The 17,996-nt window shown below is 72.2% G+C and carries 13 protein-coding genes; 7 read left to right on the plus strand and 6 right to left on the minus strand.

The window, feature by feature from the left end; translation table 11 throughout:
• The first annotated feature begins 226 nt into the window (after nt 1–226).
• Nucleotides 227–1,024: an SRPBCC family protein gene (locus tag ACIWVC_RS12750; RefSeq protein WP_396446671.1), complete on the plus strand. Its 798-nt coding sequence runs from the start codon at nt 227–229 to the stop codon at nt 1,022–1,024.
• 115 nt (nt 1,025–1,139) lie between these two features.
• Nucleotides 1,140–1,844 carry a class I SAM-dependent methyltransferase gene (locus tag ACIWVC_RS12755; RefSeq protein ID WP_396446672.1) on the plus strand — a complete coding sequence of 235 codons (705 nt, stop codon included), beginning with the start codon at nt 1,140–1,142 and terminating at the stop codon, nt 1,842–1,844.
• A 22-nt stretch (nt 1,845–1,866) separates the two neighbouring features.
• Here ACIWVC_RS12755 and ACIWVC_RS12760 read toward each other — a convergent pair whose 3' ends face one another.
• The 4 genes from ACIWVC_RS12760 to ACIWVC_RS12775 all read right to left on the minus strand — a co-directional run bounded on the left by ACIWVC_RS12760 (nt 1,867) and on the right by ACIWVC_RS12775 (nt 11,519).
• Nucleotides 1,867–5,382, minus strand: a complete 3,516-nt coding sequence (locus ACIWVC_RS12760; protein WP_396446673.1) for a CDP-glycerol glycerophosphotransferase family protein — start codon at nt 5,380–5,382, stop codon at nt 1,867–1,869.
• An 80-nt stretch (nt 5,383–5,462) separates the two neighbouring features.
• On the minus strand, nt 5,463–8,903 hold the full coding sequence (locus tag ACIWVC_RS12765; RefSeq protein ID WP_396446674.1) for a CDP-glycerol glycerophosphotransferase family protein: 3,441 nt from the start codon (nt 8,901–8,903) through the stop codon (nt 5,463–5,465).
• Nucleotides 8,904–9,025: 122 nt separating this feature from the next.
• Entirely contained in the window at nt 9,026–9,964 is a 939-nt protein-coding gene (locus tag ACIWVC_RS12770) for a LysR substrate-binding domain-containing protein (protein WP_396446675.1), read from the minus strand.
• A 100-nt stretch (nt 9,965–10,064) separates the two neighbouring features.
• Nucleotides 10,065–11,519 (minus strand): carotenoid oxygenase family protein, encoded by a 1,455-nt coding sequence (locus ACIWVC_RS12775; RefSeq protein WP_396446676.1) that lies wholly within the window; start codon nt 11,517–11,519, stop codon nt 10,065–10,067.
• A gap of 73 nt (nt 11,520–11,592) precedes the next feature.
• Between ACIWVC_RS12775 and ACIWVC_RS12780 the strand changes: the two genes are divergently transcribed.
• The 4 genes from ACIWVC_RS12780 to ACIWVC_RS12795 all read left to right on the plus strand — a co-directional run bounded on the left by ACIWVC_RS12780 (nt 11,593) and on the right by ACIWVC_RS12795 (nt 14,427).
• Nucleotides 11,593–12,228 carry a TetR/AcrR family transcriptional regulator gene (locus tag ACIWVC_RS12780; protein ID WP_396446677.1) on the plus strand — a complete coding sequence of 212 codons (636 nt, stop codon included), beginning with the start codon at nt 11,593–11,595 and terminating at the stop codon, nt 12,226–12,228.
• A gap of 184 nt (nt 12,229–12,412) precedes the next feature.
• Entirely contained in the window at nt 12,413–12,844 is a 432-nt protein-coding gene (locus ACIWVC_RS12785; protein ID WP_396446678.1) for a hypothetical protein, read from the plus strand.
• 418 nt (nt 12,845–13,262) lie between these two features.
• Nucleotides 13,263–13,817 carry a peroxiredoxin gene (locus ACIWVC_RS12790; RefSeq protein ID WP_396446679.1) on the plus strand — a complete coding sequence of 185 codons (555 nt, stop codon included), beginning with the start codon at nt 13,263–13,265 and terminating at the stop codon, nt 13,815–13,817.
• Between the two features lie 67 nt (nt 13,818–13,884).
• Nucleotides 13,885–14,427, plus strand: coding sequence for a carboxymuconolactone decarboxylase family protein (locus ACIWVC_RS12795; protein WP_396446680.1), 543 nt, complete (start codon nt 13,885–13,887; stop codon nt 14,425–14,427).
• Between the two features lie 113 nt (nt 14,428–14,540).
• Here ACIWVC_RS12795 and guaA read toward each other — a convergent pair whose 3' ends face one another.
• The gene (gene guaA, locus ACIWVC_RS12800; protein ID WP_396446681.1) at nt 14,541–16,109 is read right to left on the minus strand and encodes a glutamine-hydrolyzing GMP synthase; all 1,569 of its coding nucleotides are present in this window, start codon (nt 16,107–16,109) and stop codon (nt 14,541–14,543) included.
• A gap of 240 nt (nt 16,110–16,349) precedes the next feature.
• Here guaA and ACIWVC_RS12805 point away from each other — a divergent pair, with 240 nt between their 5' ends.
• On the plus strand, nt 16,350–17,273 hold the full coding sequence (locus ACIWVC_RS12805; RefSeq protein ID WP_396446682.1) for a zinc metalloprotease: 924 nt from the start codon (nt 16,350–16,352) through the stop codon (nt 17,271–17,273).
• Here ACIWVC_RS12805 and ACIWVC_RS12810 read toward each other — a convergent pair.
• Nucleotides 17,270–17,995 carry a DNA alkylation repair protein gene (locus ACIWVC_RS12810; RefSeq protein WP_396446683.1) on the minus strand — a complete coding sequence of 242 codons (726 nt, stop codon included), beginning with the start codon at nt 17,993–17,995 and terminating at the stop codon, nt 17,270–17,272. The two genes, ACIWVC_RS12805 and ACIWVC_RS12810, sit on opposite strands and share 4 nt — an antisense overlap.
• Nucleotide 17,996: the final 1 nt, after the last annotated feature.

A 17,996-nucleotide genomic window follows, 5' to 3' on the forward strand; every position in this document is an offset into this window, starting at 1 on the left:
GGCTGACCGGCACGGTTGACCGGCACGGCTGACCGGCACGGTTGACCGGCACGATTGACCGGCACGGTTGACCGGCACGATCGTGCGGCCGGGTCCCGCGGGGCCCGGCCGCATGATCCTCGCGGCCCCGGGTAACGGATCGCCTGTCGGCGGACCCGACTGGCGACGGGACGGGGCGCCGCCGTAAGGTCGCGGACAAGTTCTCCGGACGATAAGGACATTGATCATGGAGCTCGACCACGATTTCACCGTCCCCGTACCGGTGGATCAGGCCTGGTCGGTGCTGCTCGACGTGGAGCGGGTCGCGGCCTGCATGCCGGGCGCGACCCTCGATTCGGTCGACGGCGAGGAGTATTCGGGCCGGATGAAGGTGAAGGTCGGCGCGATGACCATCACCTACCGGGGGACCGCGCGGATCGTCTCGGCGGACGAGTCGGCCCGGGTGGTGACGATGGAGGCGTCGGCGAAGGAGGCCCGCGGCTCCGGCACGGCGGCGGCGACCGTCCAGGCGCGGCTGCACCCGCGGGACGACGGCACGACGCGGGTGACCGTGCACACCAAGCTGAACGTGACCGGGCGGCCCGCGCAGTTCGGCCGCAACATCCTGTCCGAGGTCGGCTCGAAGATCATTTCACGGTTCGCGAAGGCGCTGGCGGCCGAGCTGGAGTCGTCCGGCGTGACGGCCGCGCCCGCGGCGCCCGCCGAGAGCCCCGCGGAGGCCGCGCGGCCGGAGGCGGAGGCCGGCACCGGGGCGGCGGCCGAGGAGCCCGGGGAGCCGGCCGACAAGCCGGGCCCGGTGAAGGCGACGGACGAGGCCGCGGCCAGGGCGGAGGCGGCCGTGCCGGCGTCCGCGCCGGAGCGTCCCGCCCGGCGGCTGCACGTGGCCGACGAGGACGACGCGATCGACCTGCTGGAGGTCGCGGGGCCGTCGGTCGCCAAGCGGGCGCTCCCGGCGGCGGGCGGGCTGGTCGCGCTGCTGCTGGCGATCCGGTTCCTCGTCCGGCGGCGGCGCCGCAAGCGCTGACGCCCGCCGCGGGCGGACCGGCCGGGCACAGCGGCGGGTCAAACCGGGGTCAACGATCGGCCGCGGACGGCGGCGACGGTGGCACGGGCCGCCGCCGATGCCGTCGGCTTGTCCCGTGGACGCCATCGAGCTTCAGCGGATCGCCCGGATCGAGGACGACAACTGGTGGTACCGCGAGCGGCGGGAGATCCTGTCCGCCGAGCTGCTGCGGTTCAGCACGCCCGGCGCGGCCGTCGACATCGGCGCGGCGTCCGGCGCGCACTGCCGGGTGCTGGCCGAGCACGGCTGGCGCGCGACCGGCATCGACCTGAGCCCGGACGCCGTGGCGCTGGCCCGCGCCCGCGGCGTCGAGGCGTACCAGGGCGACGCCCGCTACCTGCCGCTGCCGCCGTGCGAGTACGACCTGGCGCTCGCGCTGGACGTCCTGGAGCACATCGAGGACGACGCGCGGGCCGCGGCGGAGATCGCGCGGGTGCTGCGGCCGGGCGGGATCGCGCTGCTGTCCGTGCCGTGCGACATGGCGCTGTGGTCGGCGCGCGACGTGGCGCTCGGCCGGGTCCGCCGCTACTCCCGCCGCGCGCTCGCCGAGCTGGTCGAGGGCGCGGGGCTGGTGCTGGAGGCGGTGTGGAGCCGGGGCGTGCTGCTCCGTCCGCTGCTGCGCCTGCTCAGGCACCGGACGGCGCGCCGCGAGGACCTGGCGCCGCTGCATCCGCTCGCCGACGAGGCGCTGCGGCTGTCGGCCGCGCTGGAGCGCCGCCTGCCGGTGGTGTGCGGGCGGCCGGGGGTGTGGCTGTTCGCGCGGGCGCGCCGCCCCGGCTGACACGTCGGGTGAGGCCGGCACGTCAGGTGAAGACGCGGTCGACGACGCGGGCCGCGGCGTGGCCGTCGTCGTACGGGCAGTACTTCACGAAGAACCGGTCGTAGGCGTCGGCGTACCGCTCCTCGCTGTCGGGTGCGGCCTTGACGGCTTTGGCGAGTTCCGCGGACGTCCTCACGACCGGTCCGGGCGCCTCCGCCACCAGGTCGAAGTACAAGCCGCGCACATGGTCGCGGTAGCGCTCCAGGTCGTAGGTGAAGAACACCATCGGGCGGCCCAGGATGGCGTAGTCGAACATGGCGGACGAGTAGTCCGTGACGAGCACGTCGGCCGCCATGTAGAGCTCGGCGATGTCGGGGTAGCGGGACACGTCGATGACGAAGCCGTCCGCCGCCGGACGGTCCTTGTCGGTGACGAGGTGATGTGTGCGCAGGAGCAGGACGTGGTCGTCGCCCAGAGTCTGCCGCACGGTCTCCACGTCCAGCTCCAGTGAGAAGCCCTGCCTACCGGGTCCGTGGCGCCGGTCGTCCCGCCATGTCGGCGCGTAGAGGACGGCCTTCTTGCCGTCGGGGATTCCCAGGCGCTTGCGTACGCGGGTCCCGACGCTCTCCCATTCGGGGGTGCTGAGGATGTCGTTGCGCGGATATCCGGTCTCCAGGATCTCCCCGTCGTAGCGGAACGCGCGGCGCATGATCTGGGTGGCGTAGGGGCTCGGGGACACCAGCAGGTCCCAGCGCGGCACCTCCCACTCCATCCAGTCGTGCCTCGCGGTGCGCTGGTAGGGCACGTCCCGCAGGTCGTGGGCGAGGCGCTTGAGCGGGGTGCCGTGCCAGGTCTGGACGTAGGTCTGGCCGTCGCGCTTGAAGTACCAGGGCGGGAGCCCGTGGTTGGTGACGATGTACCGTGCGCGCGCGAGGACGCGGTAGTGCTCGCGGCTTCCGGCCAGGACGGTCCTGGTCTTCACGTCCGTCGTGAAGTCGATGGAGAACTGGCCGTCCTGGGCGATCCACACGCATTCGAGGTCGGGATTGCGCCGGGCGAGTTCCTCGTAGACGGCCCTGGGGCTGCAGCTGTACTGGGTCCCGTCGTAGCTGTCGAAAACGACGAGGTCCGTCAGCGGGCTTCGCAGGTAGACGGGGTAGTCGCGCTGCTGGAGCAGGAGTTGCGCGTGGCCGCCGCGCTCGTCGTCGCCCAGGGCGGGACGGCTGTGCAGCGTCAGCGCGTCGGTCTGGTGCACGCCGAGCTCGAACTCGTGGGTGCCGACGCGGCGCCGGGCGGGCAGGGCGGGGATCGCCTCCCGCTCGACGACGACCGCCACCTCGCCGGAACGCGTGCGGGCCAGCACGTCCCAGGTCCCGCTGCGCAACGGGAGGTCGGTGCCGAACACGGCCATGGCCGCGGGCGTGAAGGCGGCGGTGAACCGGTTCTGCTCCCAGGCGGCGGGGACGTGGTGCTCGTCGCCGGACCGGCGCCGCCGCAGGATGAGGCGGTCGGGCCGGTCCTCGGGGTCCGCGAAGTCGCCGGTGAGGGTGAGGAGCCCGGCGGCGTCCCACCCGGCGGCCCGGACGACGGGGCGGGCGGTGCGCTCGACGGCGCGCAGGTTGCCGAACGCCGTCCGCGTGAGCGCCAGCTCGCGGCCCCGCCCGGGGAGGGCGAGCCGGACGGGCCTGACGTTGCTCGCGACGGTGAGCCGCAGCGGGCCGCCCTCGCCGGTCAGCCGGAGGTCCCAGTCGATGGCGTCCCGCAGGTGCGGCTGGTGAGGGGCGGGGCCGTCCCGGACGGAGGTGAGGAACTCCAGCGGGAGCCGCGCCGTGAAGTCGAACCCGGTGCCCTCCGCCATGCGCAGGACGGCCGACTGGCGCAGCGTCACCTCGCCGCGGATCTCCTCTCCCCCGTGCCGGCGGGCCGCGACCATGGCGGCGCCGGCGCCGAGGGCGCGGCGCGTCCAGCCGGTCAGTTCGAGCACGTCCCCGTCGCGGCGGATCCGGGTGAGGACGGCCTTGGCCCGCTTGACGTGCACGGCGAACACGTCGTCGTCGCCCGCGGCCGGCTGGACGGCGACGTGCTCGTCCACCTGCCGCGCCGCCGTCCAGCGCACGGCAGGGGCGGTCGCGGTCAGCCGCTGCACCGCCCTGCGCCCCGCCGTGGACACCTCGGCCAGCAGCTCGTAGGTGGCCGTCCGCCATTCGTCGCCGTCCAGCAGGTACTCGGGCTCCACCCTCACGGTGAACCCGGACCAGTCGTAGGAGACGTTCGACTGGCCGGACCGTGCCGTGACCTCCGGGCAGCGGGTCCGTTCCACGGGCAGCCGCACCTCCCTGCCGGTCTTCACGTCCCGCATCCAGACGCGTATACGGGAGTCGGCCGCCGCGGACACGTCGAACCTGTCGAAGTGGGCGTGCCCCTCGACGATGAGGGTGTCGACGTCCCATTCGACGCGGTCGACGTCCGCCCACAGGCCGATCTCGTCGGTGACGTCGTAGACGTCCAGGGGGATGGCGCGTTCGGCGTCGTCGAAGAAGGGGTAGCGGGCGTACCAGCGCGGGCGCAGGCGGCCCCTGGGCACGATCGGGACGTCCTGGAGGCCGCCCTCCTCGAACTTGAGCACTTCGAGCAGCTCGGGCAGCATGCGCTCGCCCAGCAGGTGCAGGGCCAGGCGCCGGATCGCGTCCAGCCCGTGGGCGGCTGAGCGGTCCGCGTCGGCGACGACCTCGGCACCCAGCTCGACCAGGCGCTCGCGCTCCTCCCACGTGGCGGCGGGCAGGGCGAGCATCAGCTCGCGCACGTCCAGGTCGAGCGCGTACATGTCGTGGACGGCCAGAAGCTCGGGCGCGTGGTCGTGGACAAAGTTCCGGACCTTCGCGAGCGTCGCCATCCGTTCGGTGACGTGCGCCGGGTCAGGGCGGAGCCGGGGTGCCGTCCCGGGGCGGTCGCGCCAGAAGTAGACGGTCGTGTCGAGGACGTCCACGGCGGTGGCCAGCAGCTGGGTCTGGACGGCGACCAGGGCGTCCTGGTCCGTGCCGAGCTCGAAGCTGTGCGCGTCCCAGAACGACCGCCGGTACACCTTGTTCCACAGCGTCCGGTCTTGCAGGAGCGCCGGGTGGCGGGTCACGTGCGTCAGCTTCATCGTCTTCGCGTAGGGCTCGCTGTGGAGCGGGGACTGCCACACCTGCTCCTCGTCCAGGCACATGACGTTTCCGCCGGCGAGGTCCGATCCCGTCGAGTCGAGGGTGCCGACCAGCAGTTCACAGGCGTAGGGCGGCAGCGCGTCCTCCCCGTCCGCGAAGGCGAGGTACCTGCCCTTGGCCTGCTCCACGCCGGCGTCGGCCGCCGCGACGTCGGGGCCGGGCTGGAGCAGCGCGAAGCGGTCGTCGTGCCCGGCGAACTCCTTGGCGACCAGCGCCTCGCCGGCGCCGGCGCCGTCGTCCACCATGAGCACCTCGACATCGCGCAAGGTCTGCCCTGCGAGCGACTCCAGGCACTCGGCGAGGCGGCCGCCGGTGCTGCGGAACGGGACGACGATGCTGATCTGCGGGGACACGAGCGACTCCGTGTGGGGTGAGCGGGGTTTGCGGGAGCGGGTTGCGGGGGTGGCCGCACGGCCGGTTCCGTGCGGCGGGGTCAATGGCCGGATCGCAGGACCCGGTCGAGGACGCGGGCGGCGGCGCGGCCGTCGTCGTGCGGGCAGTACCGGGCGGCGAAGGCGGCGCGGGCCTCCCGGTACCCGGCCTCCAGCGCGGCCGGGTCGCGCAGCGCCTCGACGACCTCCCGGGACGTGCTCAGCAGCGGTCCGGGCGCCTCCGCGTCGAAGTCGAAGTAGAAGCCGCGCACGTGGTCGCGGTAGCGCTCCAGGTCGTAGGTGAAGAACACCATCGGGCGGCCCGTGACGGCGAAGTCGAACATGGCCGAGGAGTAGTCCGTGACCAGCACGTCGCTGATCAGGAAGAGCTCGGAGATGTCGGGGTAGACGGACACGTCCATCACGCAGTCGCCCGGCCGCAGCTTCGGCCGGTCGGTGACGAGGTAGTGCGTGCGCAGGAGCAGGACGTGGTCGCGGCCCAGCGCCGCCCTGAACCGGTCGATGTCGAGTTCGAGGCGGAACGCGCGCTTGCCGATGGCGTGGTGGAAGTCGTCCCGCCAGGTCGGCGCGTACAGGACGACGCGCTTGCCCGCGGGGATGCCGAGGCGCCGCCGGACCGCCGCGGCGATCTCGTCCTTGTGCGGGCTGTTCAGGATGTCGTTGCGGGGATAGCCGCTTTCGAACACGTCCCCGTCGTAGGCGAACGCCCGCCGGAACAGCGGCACGGAGAACGCGTTCTGCGCCAGGAGCAGGTCCCACCGCGGGACGTCGTACTCCATCCAGTCGACGCCCTCGGTGCGCTTGTAGGGCATCTGCTTGACGTCGTACCCCAGCTTCTTCAGGGGCGTCCCGTGCCAGCACTGCACGTAGGTCTGCTCGTCGCGCTTGGTGAACCAGTCCCGCTGCGACCAGTTGCCGAAGACGAAGCGCGCGCGGGCGAGCGCCTCGTAGTGCTCGCGCGTGCCGGCCAGGACGGTGCGGGCGCCCGCCGGCCTGCCGAACTGGCCGTTCTCGGTGACCCACACGCACTCGATGTCGGTTCCACGCCGCCGGAGCTCGTCGTAGATGCCGCGCGGGTTGCACGAGTACTGGCGCCCCCGGTACGCGTCGAACACGGCGAGGTCGCGCACGGGCAGGTTGAGGTGGCGCCGGTAGTGGCCCGACCGGATCCGGCTCTGCGCGTAGGCTCCGCGCTCGTCGTCGTCCAGGGCGGTCTCGACCCGCAGGATCAGCTGGTCGGTCTTCTGCGCCCGGACGGTGATGCGGTGCAGGCCCGCCTCGAACGGCTCGGGCAGGTCGCGCAGGGTGCGGCGCCTAAGGACGACCGGCTGCTCTTTGCCGTTGATGGTGGTGAGGACGTCCCACCGGCCGGCCACCAGGGGGCGGGACAGCCCGAGCACCGGCATGCGCGCGGGAGAGAACCTCGCGGTGAAACGGTCGCCCTCCCAGAGCAGCCCGACGACGTGCTCCTCGGACGACCGGCGCCGCCGCAGGAAGAGGGAGTCGGGCCGTCCCGCGCGTTCGGTGTACGTGCCCGCCAGATGCAGGGCCCCGCCGGACGACCAGGAGACCTCTTCGACGATGAGGGCGCACCCGCGCACGACGATGCGCAGCGTGCTCCGCCGCGTCCTGGCGATCTCCAGCTCCCCGCCGGGGACGGGGAACGCGGCTCCGGCGGCGTCCGCGTCCAGGTAGGGCCGGACGCCGCCCGGGAGGCTGATCTCCCAGTCGCCCAGCCGCCGGGCCAGCCCGGCGACGGGCAGCCTGGCCCGGAACCCTTCGCCGCCGACCGGTTCGACCGGGCCGGTCACCGTGGCGCGGCCCGCCTTCGGCGCGGCGGTGACGCGCGGCTCGTCGCCGAGCGGGGCGCGGCTCCAGCCGTCCAGGCACAGCTCGCCGCGCTCCAGATGGCAGCCGACGACCGCGGCCGGCGTCCGCCGCACCTGGATCACGAACCGGCTCCGGGCGGCGACGCCCTGCACGTGGACGCCCGGCGCGCACTCCCGGTCGTCCGGCCACTGGCGGCCGGTGAGGCGCGGGTTCCCGAACGTGGCGCGCCGCCGCAGCCCCCGGTTGGCGACCTCCACGCAGGGGATCCAGTCGACGTCCCGCCAGCGCCCGAACATCTTCAGCGCCCCCGGGTCGATCTCCGCGACGAACCCGGACCAGTCGTAGGAGACCGCCGACTGGCGCGACCGGGCGGTCACGTCCGGCCTGCGGACCCGCTCGACCGGGACGCGCACCAGCCCGCGCTTGTTCGACGCGAGCAGCCACACCCGGATGCGGGAGCCGTCCTCGGTGGAGGAGTCCAGGTGCCGGATGTAGGCGTGCCCCTCGATGCGGAGCCGCCCGTCCGCCCAGGTGGCGCGGTCGACGGCGGCGACCGGCTTCAGCTCGTCGGTCACGTCGTACACGTGCGCGGGGACGGCCCGCTCCTCGTCCTCGAAGAACGGGAACTCCGCGTACCAGCGGTGCCGCAAGCCGCGCCGGACCCGGGGCGCGTCCGCCGCCTTGCGCAGCTGGACGAACCGCAGCACCTCCAGCAGCTCCGGCAGCATCCGCCGGCAGAGCAGGTGCAGCTGCAGCCGCGTCATCGCGGGCTGCCGCTTCACCACGCGCGGGCTGATCCGCCGGGCCAGCGCGGCGCCCAGCGCGACGAGCTCCTCGCGGCGGTCGTCCTGCGTCCTCGGCAGGGCCTCGAAGAGGACGCGCAGCTCGATCGGGAGGAGCGCGTACTCGTCGTAGGCGTTCAGCAGGTCGGGCGCGTAGTCGGCCAAGCCGTCCCTGAGCGCGCGGGCGGACGCCATGCGCTGGCTGATGTTGTCCCAGTCGTAGCGGTCCTCGGTGATGGAGCCGGGCCGCTTGCGCCAGTAGTAGACGGTCTCGCTCAGGACGTCCACGGACCGGGCCATGGCGTGCGCGCGCGCCGTGACGGGCGGGTCCTCGTAGAAGCCGGTGGGGAATTCCAGACCGGCCCTGTCCCAGAACCCGCGCCGGTAGACCTTGTTCCAGGGGGTGCGGTCGCGCATGAGCACCGGCTTGGACGACACGTGGGTCCGTGAACACGGCTCTGTGAAGACGCCCTCGTGCAGCGGCGACTGCCATTTCCGGTCGTCGTCCATGCGCTCGACGTTGCCGGAGGCGAAGTCGGACCCCGTCCGCTCCAGCGAGCCGACGAGCCGCGCGTAGGCGTTCCGTTCCACCACGTCGTCGGCATCGGCGAAGGCCAGGTACTCGCCCCTCGCCTGCCGCACCCCCGCGTTGCGCGCGGGCCCCGGCCCCTCCTGGTCGCGCGCGAACAGCCGGAACCGCTGGTCGCGGGCGCACACCTCCTTGGCGATCACGGCGCTGCCGTCGGCGGACCCGTCGTCCACCAAGATCACCTCAAGGTCGCGCAGCGTCTGACCGGCGAGCGACTCCAGGCACTCCCGGAAGTACTCCTCGGTGTTGTGGAACGGCACGACGACGCTGAGCTTCGGCATGGGGCCTCCTCCTCGCCCCACCGAGCATGGTGACGCCGGGCTACCGCATGAACGCGCATCGCCATTGCCAAGCCGTGCCCTGACGCAGACTTGACCTCATCTGGCCTCGATTTACCGGCCGCTTACGGTCGCGCCGGGCGGATGCCGGGCGCGACGCCCGAGTCGGCGACGGCGGTCCGGACGCTCTCGGCGAGCGCCTCGAACTCGTCCGCGCGCGGTGACGTCGCCCGGAAACCGAGCCCGATCCTGCGGAACGGCGCGGGCGGCGCGAACCGGTGCAGTTCGAGGTTCGGGGCGCGGCCCGTCTCCACCGGCAGCGCGGTCTCCGGCACGAGCGTCACGCCGAGCCCGCCCGACACCAGCTGCACCAGCGTGGCCAGGCTCGTCGCGTAGGTCGCGGCGGCGGCCCGCGCGCCCACGTCCCGGCAGAAGTCCAGGGCCTGGTCGCGCAGGCAGTGGCCCTGGTTGAGGAGGAGGACGTCGAGGTCGTTCAGGACCTCGCGGGGGATCTCCTCGTCCCCCAACTCGAATCCGGGCGGCGCGACGAGCACGAAGTCCTCGTCGTACAGGGCGATCTCCATGACGCCGGCCTGCGGCACGGGCAGCGCCAGAAGCACCGCGTCCAGGCGCCCGGCGAGCAGTTCCGCGACGAGGTGGTCCGTCTGCTCCTCGTGCACCGACAGCTTCAGGTCGGGGAACTCCTTCGCGAGCCTCGGCAGGATGATGGGCAGCAGATAGGGCGCGACGGTCGGGATCACACCGACCCTCAGCGGCCCCACCAGGGTGCCTTGGACGGCCTTGACCTCGTCCACCAGGCGGTCGAGTTCCGCGAGGACGACCTCCGCCCGCCGTGCGACCTGCTCCCCGGCGGGGGTCAGCAGCACCTTCCGGGTCGTCCGCTCGACGAGGCGCGTGCCGAGGGTCTCCTCCAGCGCGGCCACGGCCCCGGACAGGGCCGGCTGGCTCATGCGCAGCGCGGCGGCGGCGTCGCGGAAATGCAGATGCTCGGCGAGCGCCAGGAACGCTCGCAGCTGAGCCACCGTCGGTCTGCTGATCGCCATCTCATTGGAACGTTACCGCTCGATCATCACGGATAGTGATGCACCCCAGGTCAGGCGACGGTGTGATTCACCACAGCGGGCGATTCGCCACACCGTCGGTTCACCGCAGGGGCAGCCGGTCGGGATGCGGGATGGGCGCGCCCGGGTCGGCGACGCGGCTCGTGAACGTGCCGTGGAAACCGAACGGGAGATGGTGCTTCAGGTGGAGCGTCGCGACGTGCTCCAGGCCGCGGGCGTCCAGAACGCTGAGCTGCGACCGGTGCTCGGCGGCGAGGTACACCACGGCCAGCAGCCACCCGTCGTCCTCGGCCGCGTCGGGTGTCCGGGGCACGAAGATGGGCTCGCCCACATAGGTGTGCGGCGCCATTTCATGCTTTTCCGTGCGGCCGGTGTCGTTGTCGACCTTCAGGACGCTGTCGTACTGGCCGCCGGTTCCCGTCCGCCCGGCCATGTAGGTGTAGCGGTGCGGCCGCGTGGAGCGGCGCCAGTCGTACTGCGGGAACTCTCCCGGCAGGTCGGCCAGCTGCGCCGCGAGGACGCGCCCCGAGGGCGTGATCCGGTACCGCATGAGCCTGCTGGACGGAAGCCCGGGGAACCGCGTGCGGAAGTCGCTGAGGTCGCGCCGGATCGCCTCGTAGTCGTCGAACTCCACCAGGTCGATGACGGTGTCCGCGCCGTCCTCGAAGGCGTTGGCGACATGGAGGTGGACGAGCGTCTCGTGCTCGATGATCCGCGCGGGGCCTCCGTTGCGCGGCACGAGCACGAACCGCGTTCCCTTCTCCGGGCGGTGCCGGATCGCGTCGAAGATGGGGCCGCCCTTCAGCATCGTCCGCAGGTCGAACATGTACGGGTCCAGGACGAACACCATGTTCTTCGCGGTCAGCGCCACGTCGTGGTTCCACGGCATGTCCAGCATCCGGAGCCTGGCCAGCCGGCGCATGCGGCCCTGCCGGTCGACCTTCCAGCAGTTCAGGGAGGGGAACGGCGTGAAGTCCTGGCCGAAGTTGAACATCTCGCCGGTCACCGGGTCCCACTTCGGGTGGGCGGAGAAGGCTTTGAGCATGCCCTTGAGCCGCCCGCCGAAGTCGTCGACGCCGAGGGTCTCCAGGGTGTCGGGGTCGAGCCGGTAGGGCGGGCCGCCCTCCCACAGGGCCAGCAGCCGCTCGGCGTGCACCGCCACGCCGGTGTTGGCGGCGTTGGCGGGGCCCTTCGACTTGGCGAAGTTGACCCAGAACCCGCCCGGCAGGGCCGTCCCGACTCCCGGCCTGCGCGCCCGGCCGGCGACCATCCCGTCCCGGAACTGCGGCGTCCGCACGTACCGGTTGCGGAACCGCACGGACCGCCCGTCGAACGAGAACTGCGCGACCATCCCGTCCCCGTCGAACAGGTGGTGCATGAGCGTGCGCCCGACCTCCCACTTGCCCGGCCCGATCCGGTACAGCGTCCCGGTGAGCCCGGACGGGAGCTCCCCGTCGATCTCGTCGATGACGTAGTCGTGCTCGTGCATCAGCGGGGTGAAGATCTTCCCCATGTCCGGAGCGGTGGTCAGGGCCATGGCGGACTCCCCATCTGGCTACAGCCGTTTCCAGAAACGTAGGATCTGGCAACGCCTGTGTCAAGATGGCTGCGTGAGTCCCCGCACCTACGGCGGCGTCACCGCCGACCGCCGCCGCGCCGGCCGCCGGGCGGCGCTCCTGGAAGCCGCGCTCGACCTGCTCGGCAACGAGGGCCTGCGGGCCGCGTCGCTGCGCGCCGTCTGCGCCCGCGCCGGCCTCAACCCCCGCTACTTCTACGAGAGCTTCACCGATCTGGACTCGCTGCTGACCGAGGTCTACGACCGCATCGTCGGCGAGGTCACCGACGCCGCCGCCCGCGGCGTCGCCGCCGCCGGCCCGGACGCCGGCCTCCGCGCGACCGTCCGCGCCGCCGCCGTGGAGGCCCTCGCCGTGGTGACCACCGACCCCCGCAAGGCCCGCGCGGCGCTGATCGAGGCGCCCGCCAGCCCCGTCCTGCGCGCCCGCCAGCGCGCCGCCCACCGCCGCAACGCGCTCCTCGTCATCGACTACGCGCGCACCTTCTACGACATCCCGCCCACCGCCGACCCGCAACTGCACTTCACCGCGACCATGCTGGTGGCGGGCTGGACCGAGAACCTCATCGCCTGGCTGGACGGCGACCTGACCGCCACCCCGTCCGCCCTGGCGGACATGTTCGCCGACGCCGCCGAAGCCCTGGCAACCCACGCCGCCGCCCACCCCCGCTGACGCCCCGGCGAGGGCGGCCTCCTCGCGGCCCCGGCTCAGCCGTCCCGCCCGGCGAGCATCCCGCGGCAGGGGGCGGAAGGGCCGGGGTGGGCGCGGTCGTTTAAGAATTCGACGTCTGATGCACACCCGGATTGCGGGCCTCGTGCCGTCGGGGCGGGGTCCGCCTTGTGGGAGGTTCGGGCTCGTGAACATCCGGCCATTCGACTACGACGCCTATTGGCGGGACGAATCCCGTGACGACTGGCGGCGGCGAGGGCTGCATTGGCATTGCCACGCGTCCCGCATGGACGCCGGCGCCTACGAGGACGACCAGGCGCGCCGGGACCCCGGCAGCGATCTCGCGCCGCTCGTGGTCCGTGACTGGCTCCGCAAGCCGTCCCGGACGATCCGGCACGCGCCGGCCACACCGGAGGACGCGGTCTCATGGCTGCGCGGCCAGTGGGAGCGGATCAAGGGGCAGGCGGGCCGGGAGGCCACCGCGATCTCGGACGAGACGCGGTTCGGGACGGCCCTCTACGACCTGCGCTGCGGCAACGACCTGTGCTGGGGGTTCTGGCTGTCGTCGTCCGTCCACATGCATCTGGCCGTCGTCGGCACCTCCCAGCGCTGCCACTGAGTCAGCGGGGCCTGCCGGCGATGCGGTCGGGCCATTCGCGCGGCAGGCCCCGTTCCGGCTCGGTCAGCGCGGTGGCCCGGGGCAGGACGGCGGCGCCGTGGCGCGCGGTCGTCCCGGGGGGACGGAGGCCCTACACTTGCTGTCACGCTGCGTTATGCCCGCTTTAGGGGCAGTTAGTGTGATTTACGTCTATTGGACGTCCGTTCGGCGGATCGCCGGGCTCGCATCGCCGCAGGTCACAGCCCCTTGATGAGCATTGATCGGTATTTCCTATCGCATTCTTGTGATTTATCGATTTCTCTTTTCGGTCGGAGAGGAGCACCGTGAGCGAGGTAGGCCGCTGAGGCGGACGGCCCCCGCGGCCACCGGGCCTCCTCATGCGGAGGCGACCCTCTCTCATGACGAAGGAGCATGCCGCGTGCTTACTGTCGGTGACCAGTTCCCCGAGTACGAGCTCACCGCCTGTGTCTCGCTGGACCCCGAGAACGCGTTCGAGACCATCAACCACAAGTCCTACGAGGGCAAGTGGCGGGTCGTGTTCTTCTGGCCCAAGGACTTCACCTTCGTGTGCCCGACCGAGATCGCCGAGTTCGGCCGCCTCAACGAGGAGTTCGCCGACCGCGACGCGCAGGTCCTCGGCGCGTCCGTCGACAACGAGTTCGTCCACTTCGCCTGGCGCAAGGACCACCCCGACCTGCGCGAGATCCCGTTCCCGATGATGTCCGACCTCAAGCGCGAGCTGAGCGAGGCCCTCGGCATCCTCACCGCGGACGGCGTGGCGCAGCGCGCGACGTTCATCGTCGACCCCGGCAACGAGATCCAGTTCTCCATGGTGACCGCCGGCTCCGTCGGCCGGAACGTCAAGGAGGTCCTGCGGGTCCTGGACGCGCTGCAGAGCGACGAGCTGTGCCCCTGCAACTGGAACAAGGGCGAGGAGACGCTCGACGCCGTCAAGCTGCTGGCCGGCGCCTGATCCACCGAACCCCTTCACGGCCGGCCGCGGCGCGCGGCCGGCCGTTCGCATGAAAGGACGCATGATCATGAGCGTTGACGCGCTGAAGAGCGCCCTCCCGGGCTACGCCAAGGACACCAAGCTCAACCTCGGCTCGCTGACCTCCACGTCCCAGCTCACCGAGCAGCAGCTGTGGGGGACGGTCCTGGCCTGCGCCCTCGCCACGCGCAGCGCCGCCGTCATCCGGGAACTGGCCGAGGAGGCGGGCGGCCACCTGTCCGCCGAGGCGTTCGAGGCGGCCAAGGGCGCCGCGTCGATCATGGCGATGAACAACGTGTACTACCGCGCCACCCACCTGATCGGGGACGAGGCGTACACGACGCTGCCCGCCAGGCTGCGCATGTCGATCATCGGCCGGCCGGGCGTCGACAAGGTCGACTTCGAGCTGTGGTGCCTGGCCGTGTCGGCGGTCAACGGCTGCGGGCGCTGCCTGGAGTCGCACGAGAAGGTCGTCCGCGAGGCCGGCCTGTCGCGCGAGCTCGTCCAGGAGGCGCTGCGGATCGCCGCCGTCGTCAACGCGGCCGCCGCGACCCTGGACGCCGAGGCCGCGCTGTCCCCCGCCGCCGTCTGACCGGGGCGCGCACGGCGGCACGCCCGGCACCGAGGCCGGCACCGAGAAACGCCCGACGGGGATGCCCACCGGGCGTTTCGCATCTCCGGGCCACCGGGCGCGGGCGGGCGGGGTCACTCCCACTCGATGGTGCCCGGGGGCTTGGACGTGATGTCGAGCGTGACGCGGTTGACCTCGCGGACCTCGTTGGTGATGCGGGTGGAGATCCGCTGCAGGAGGTCGTAGGGGAGCTTCGCCCAGTCGGCCGTCATCGCGTCCTCGCTGGTCACCGGGCGCAGGACGATCGGGTGGCCGTACGTCCGGCCGTCGCCCTGGACGCCGACGGAGCGGACGTCCGCCAGCAGGACCACCGGGAACTGCCAGATGTCGCGGTCGAGGCCGGCGCGGGTCAGCTCCTCGCGGGCGATGGCGTCGGCGTCGCGGAGGACGTCCAGGCGCTCGCGCGTGACGGCGCCGATGATGCGGATGCCGAGGCCGGGGCCGGGGAACGGCTGGCGCCAGACGATCTCGGACGGCAGGCCGAGCTGCTCGCCCAGCGCGCGGACCTCGTCCTTGAACAGCGTCCGCAGCGGCTCGATCAGCTTGAACTGCAGGTCGTCGGGGAGGCCGCCGACGTTGTGGTGCGACTTGATGTTGGCCGCGCCGGTGCCGCCGCCCGATTCGACGACGTCCGGGTAGAGGGTGCCCTGCACGAGGTACTCGACCGGCTCGGACGCGTCCTCGCCGACGATCTCCCGCGCCGCCTCCTCGAACACCCTGATGAACTCGCGGCCGATGATCTTGCGCTTCTGCTCGGGGTCGGTGACCCCGTCGAGGGCGGCGAGGAAGCGGTCCTGGGCGTCCACGACGTGCAGGTTCACGCCGGTGACGGCGACGAAGTCCTTCTCGACCTGCTCGGGCTCGCCCTTGCGCAGCAGGCCGTGGTCGACGAACACGCAGGTCAGCTGGTCGCCGATGGCCTGCTGGACGAGCGCGGCGGCGACGGCGGAGTCCACCCCGCCGGACAGCGCGCAGATCGCCCGCTTCCCGCCGACCTGCTTCCGGACGGCCTCGATCGACTCGTCCGCGATGTTCACCATCGTCCAGTTCGGACGGCACCCGGCGCCCTCGTACAGGAACCGGCGGAGGATCTCCATGCCGTGCTCGGTGTGCAGGACCTCCGGGTGGAACTGGACGCCGAAGAAGCCTCGCTCCAGGTCTTCCATGCCGGCGACCGGCGTGACCTCGGTGCTGGCCGTCACGGTGAAGCCGGACGGGGCGCGGCTGACGAAGTCGCGGTGGGACATCCACACCGCCTGCTCGTGCGGCAGCCCCGCGAACAGCATGCCCGGGGACGTGACGGCGACGGTCGCCCCGCCGTACTCGGCGACGTCGGAGTTCTCGACCGTCCCGCCCAGGGCCTGCGCCATCACCTGGTGGCCGTAGCAGATGCCGAGCGTCGGGACGCCGATCTCGAACAGCCCCTCCGGCGCGACCGGGGCGCCCTCCTCGTACACCGACGCGGGGCCGCCCGACAGGATGATCGCCTTCGGCCGCTTCGCGAGCATCTCCGCCGCCGGCATGGTGGACGGGACGATCTCGCTGAACACATGGCACTCGCGGACCCGCCGCGCGATCAGCTGCGCGTACTGCGCGCCGAAGTCGACGACGAGGACGGTGTCGAAGGACTGGTCTGCGGCCACCAACTGAGCCTTTCGCACGGCCGGGAAGGGATCTCCAGTCTACGGGCCGCCGCCTGCGGCGACGCGCCGCACCCCCGCCGCGCCCGTCACATGACGCGATTGGCCGATAACGGTCGGCATTCGTTTACCTTGATCACGCTCGCCGGGGCACTTCGTTCTGATACGTGTTGGTGACGTCCTGTAGTCGAAAACACGTGCCCGCATGGTTTCCCGTCCGCAAGCGACCTCCCTAGGAGTGCCGTGAAGCTGCTCGCCGCCGCCGTCCTGATCGCCGCTCTCGTCCCCGCCGCGCCGTCCGGTCCCGCTTCGCGCGCCCCCGCGGACGACTGCGCGCACCCGGAGGCGAGGCTGCGGACGGGAGGCCACGGCCGGGAGCGCAACGACCTGACCCCGGCGCAGGCGGCGACCGTGGAGCAGCGCCTCGGCCGGATCCTGGACGGTCTCGGCCTGGGGTCCGGTGCGGACGACCGGCCGGACGGCGCCGGCCTCCGCGCGGCGGCCCCGATCACCGTCCCGGTGTACTTCCACGTGATCCACGACGGGGCGAAGGGCAACGTGTCCGCGGCGGAGGTCGAGCGCCAGATCAGCACGATGAACGCGTCCTACGGCGGGCGCAACGGCGGTGCCGACACCGGCATCTCCTTCACCCTCCGCGGGATCAGCCGCTCCGACAACGCGGCCTGGTTCCGGGACCCGGAGCGCTACGAGGGCACGTACAAGCCCAAGCTGCACAGGGGCGGCAAGGGCACGCTGAACCTGTACAGCACCTACATCGGCGGCGACCTCCTCGGCTGGTCGACCTTCCCGTGGAAGTACAAGGCCGACCCCGAGATGGACGGCGTGACCATCCACTACGGCAGCATGCCGGGCGGCGAGATAGAGAACTTCAACAAGGGCTTCAGCGCCACCCATGAGGTCGGGCACTGGCTGGGGCTCTACCACACGTTCCAGGACGGCTGCGGCGGCAAGGGCGACCGGGTGGCCGACACCCCGCCCGAGCGCGACCCGTCGAACGGCTGCCCGACCGGCAAGGACACCTGCCCCTCCCCTGGGGAGGACCCCGTCCACAACTACATGGACTACAGCTACGACACGTGCATGACGTCCTTCACCGCCGGCCAGGGCGCCCGTATGCACAAGGTGTGGAAGGCGTACCGCGCTTAGGCGCGCTTGCGCAGCCGGGCCGCTTCGTCGGCGGGCAGGCGCCGGACGGCCTCGCGCAGCGTCACCCCCGAGATGGCGTCGAGGCGAGGCTCGACCCATCGCACCACCCAGGCCGGGTCCTTCTTGGAAAGCTCCCGGAGGACCCAGCCCAGGGCCTTCCTGATGAAGAACTCGCGCTCGCCCAGCAGCGCGTCCCCGTAACGGCTGATCCTCTCCAGGTCCGGATCGCCCGTCCGGACGCCCGGCAGCAGCGCCAGGACGGCCGTACGCCGTATCCACATGTAGGGGTCGCCGACCCACGCGTCCAGGACCGTGGCCAGGTCGGGGTACCAGACGACCAGTGCGCCGACGATCCGCTCCGCGATGTTGTCGACGTACACCCAGCTCGCTGAGTCGCGGACGAGCCGCTCCGCCGTCTCGACGTCGCGGGGCTCCAGCAGGGCGACCCGCTTGACGAGCACCTCTATGGCCGCCATGCGGGCCTCGTGCACGGGACGTCCCCCGTCGGACACGTCCCAGAGGGCCTGAGCGAGCCTCAGCAGCTCCTCCCGCGCGGGCCCGGCCTTGACCGCCGCCACGGCGGCCTTCCGCACCGCGGGCACGGGGACGCCGATATGGGCGAACTCGCTCTTGAGATAGCGCTTCTCTCCCTCGGCCCGCGCCGGATCCCCCTGCGCGCGCAACTCCGCCAGGACCCGCGCCGCCGCTGCGTCCACGTCCATG

Source organism: Actinomadura sp. (assembly GCF_044508335.1).
Lineage (GTDB): Bacteria > Actinomycetota > Actinomycetes > Streptosporangiales > Streptosporangiaceae > Spirillospora.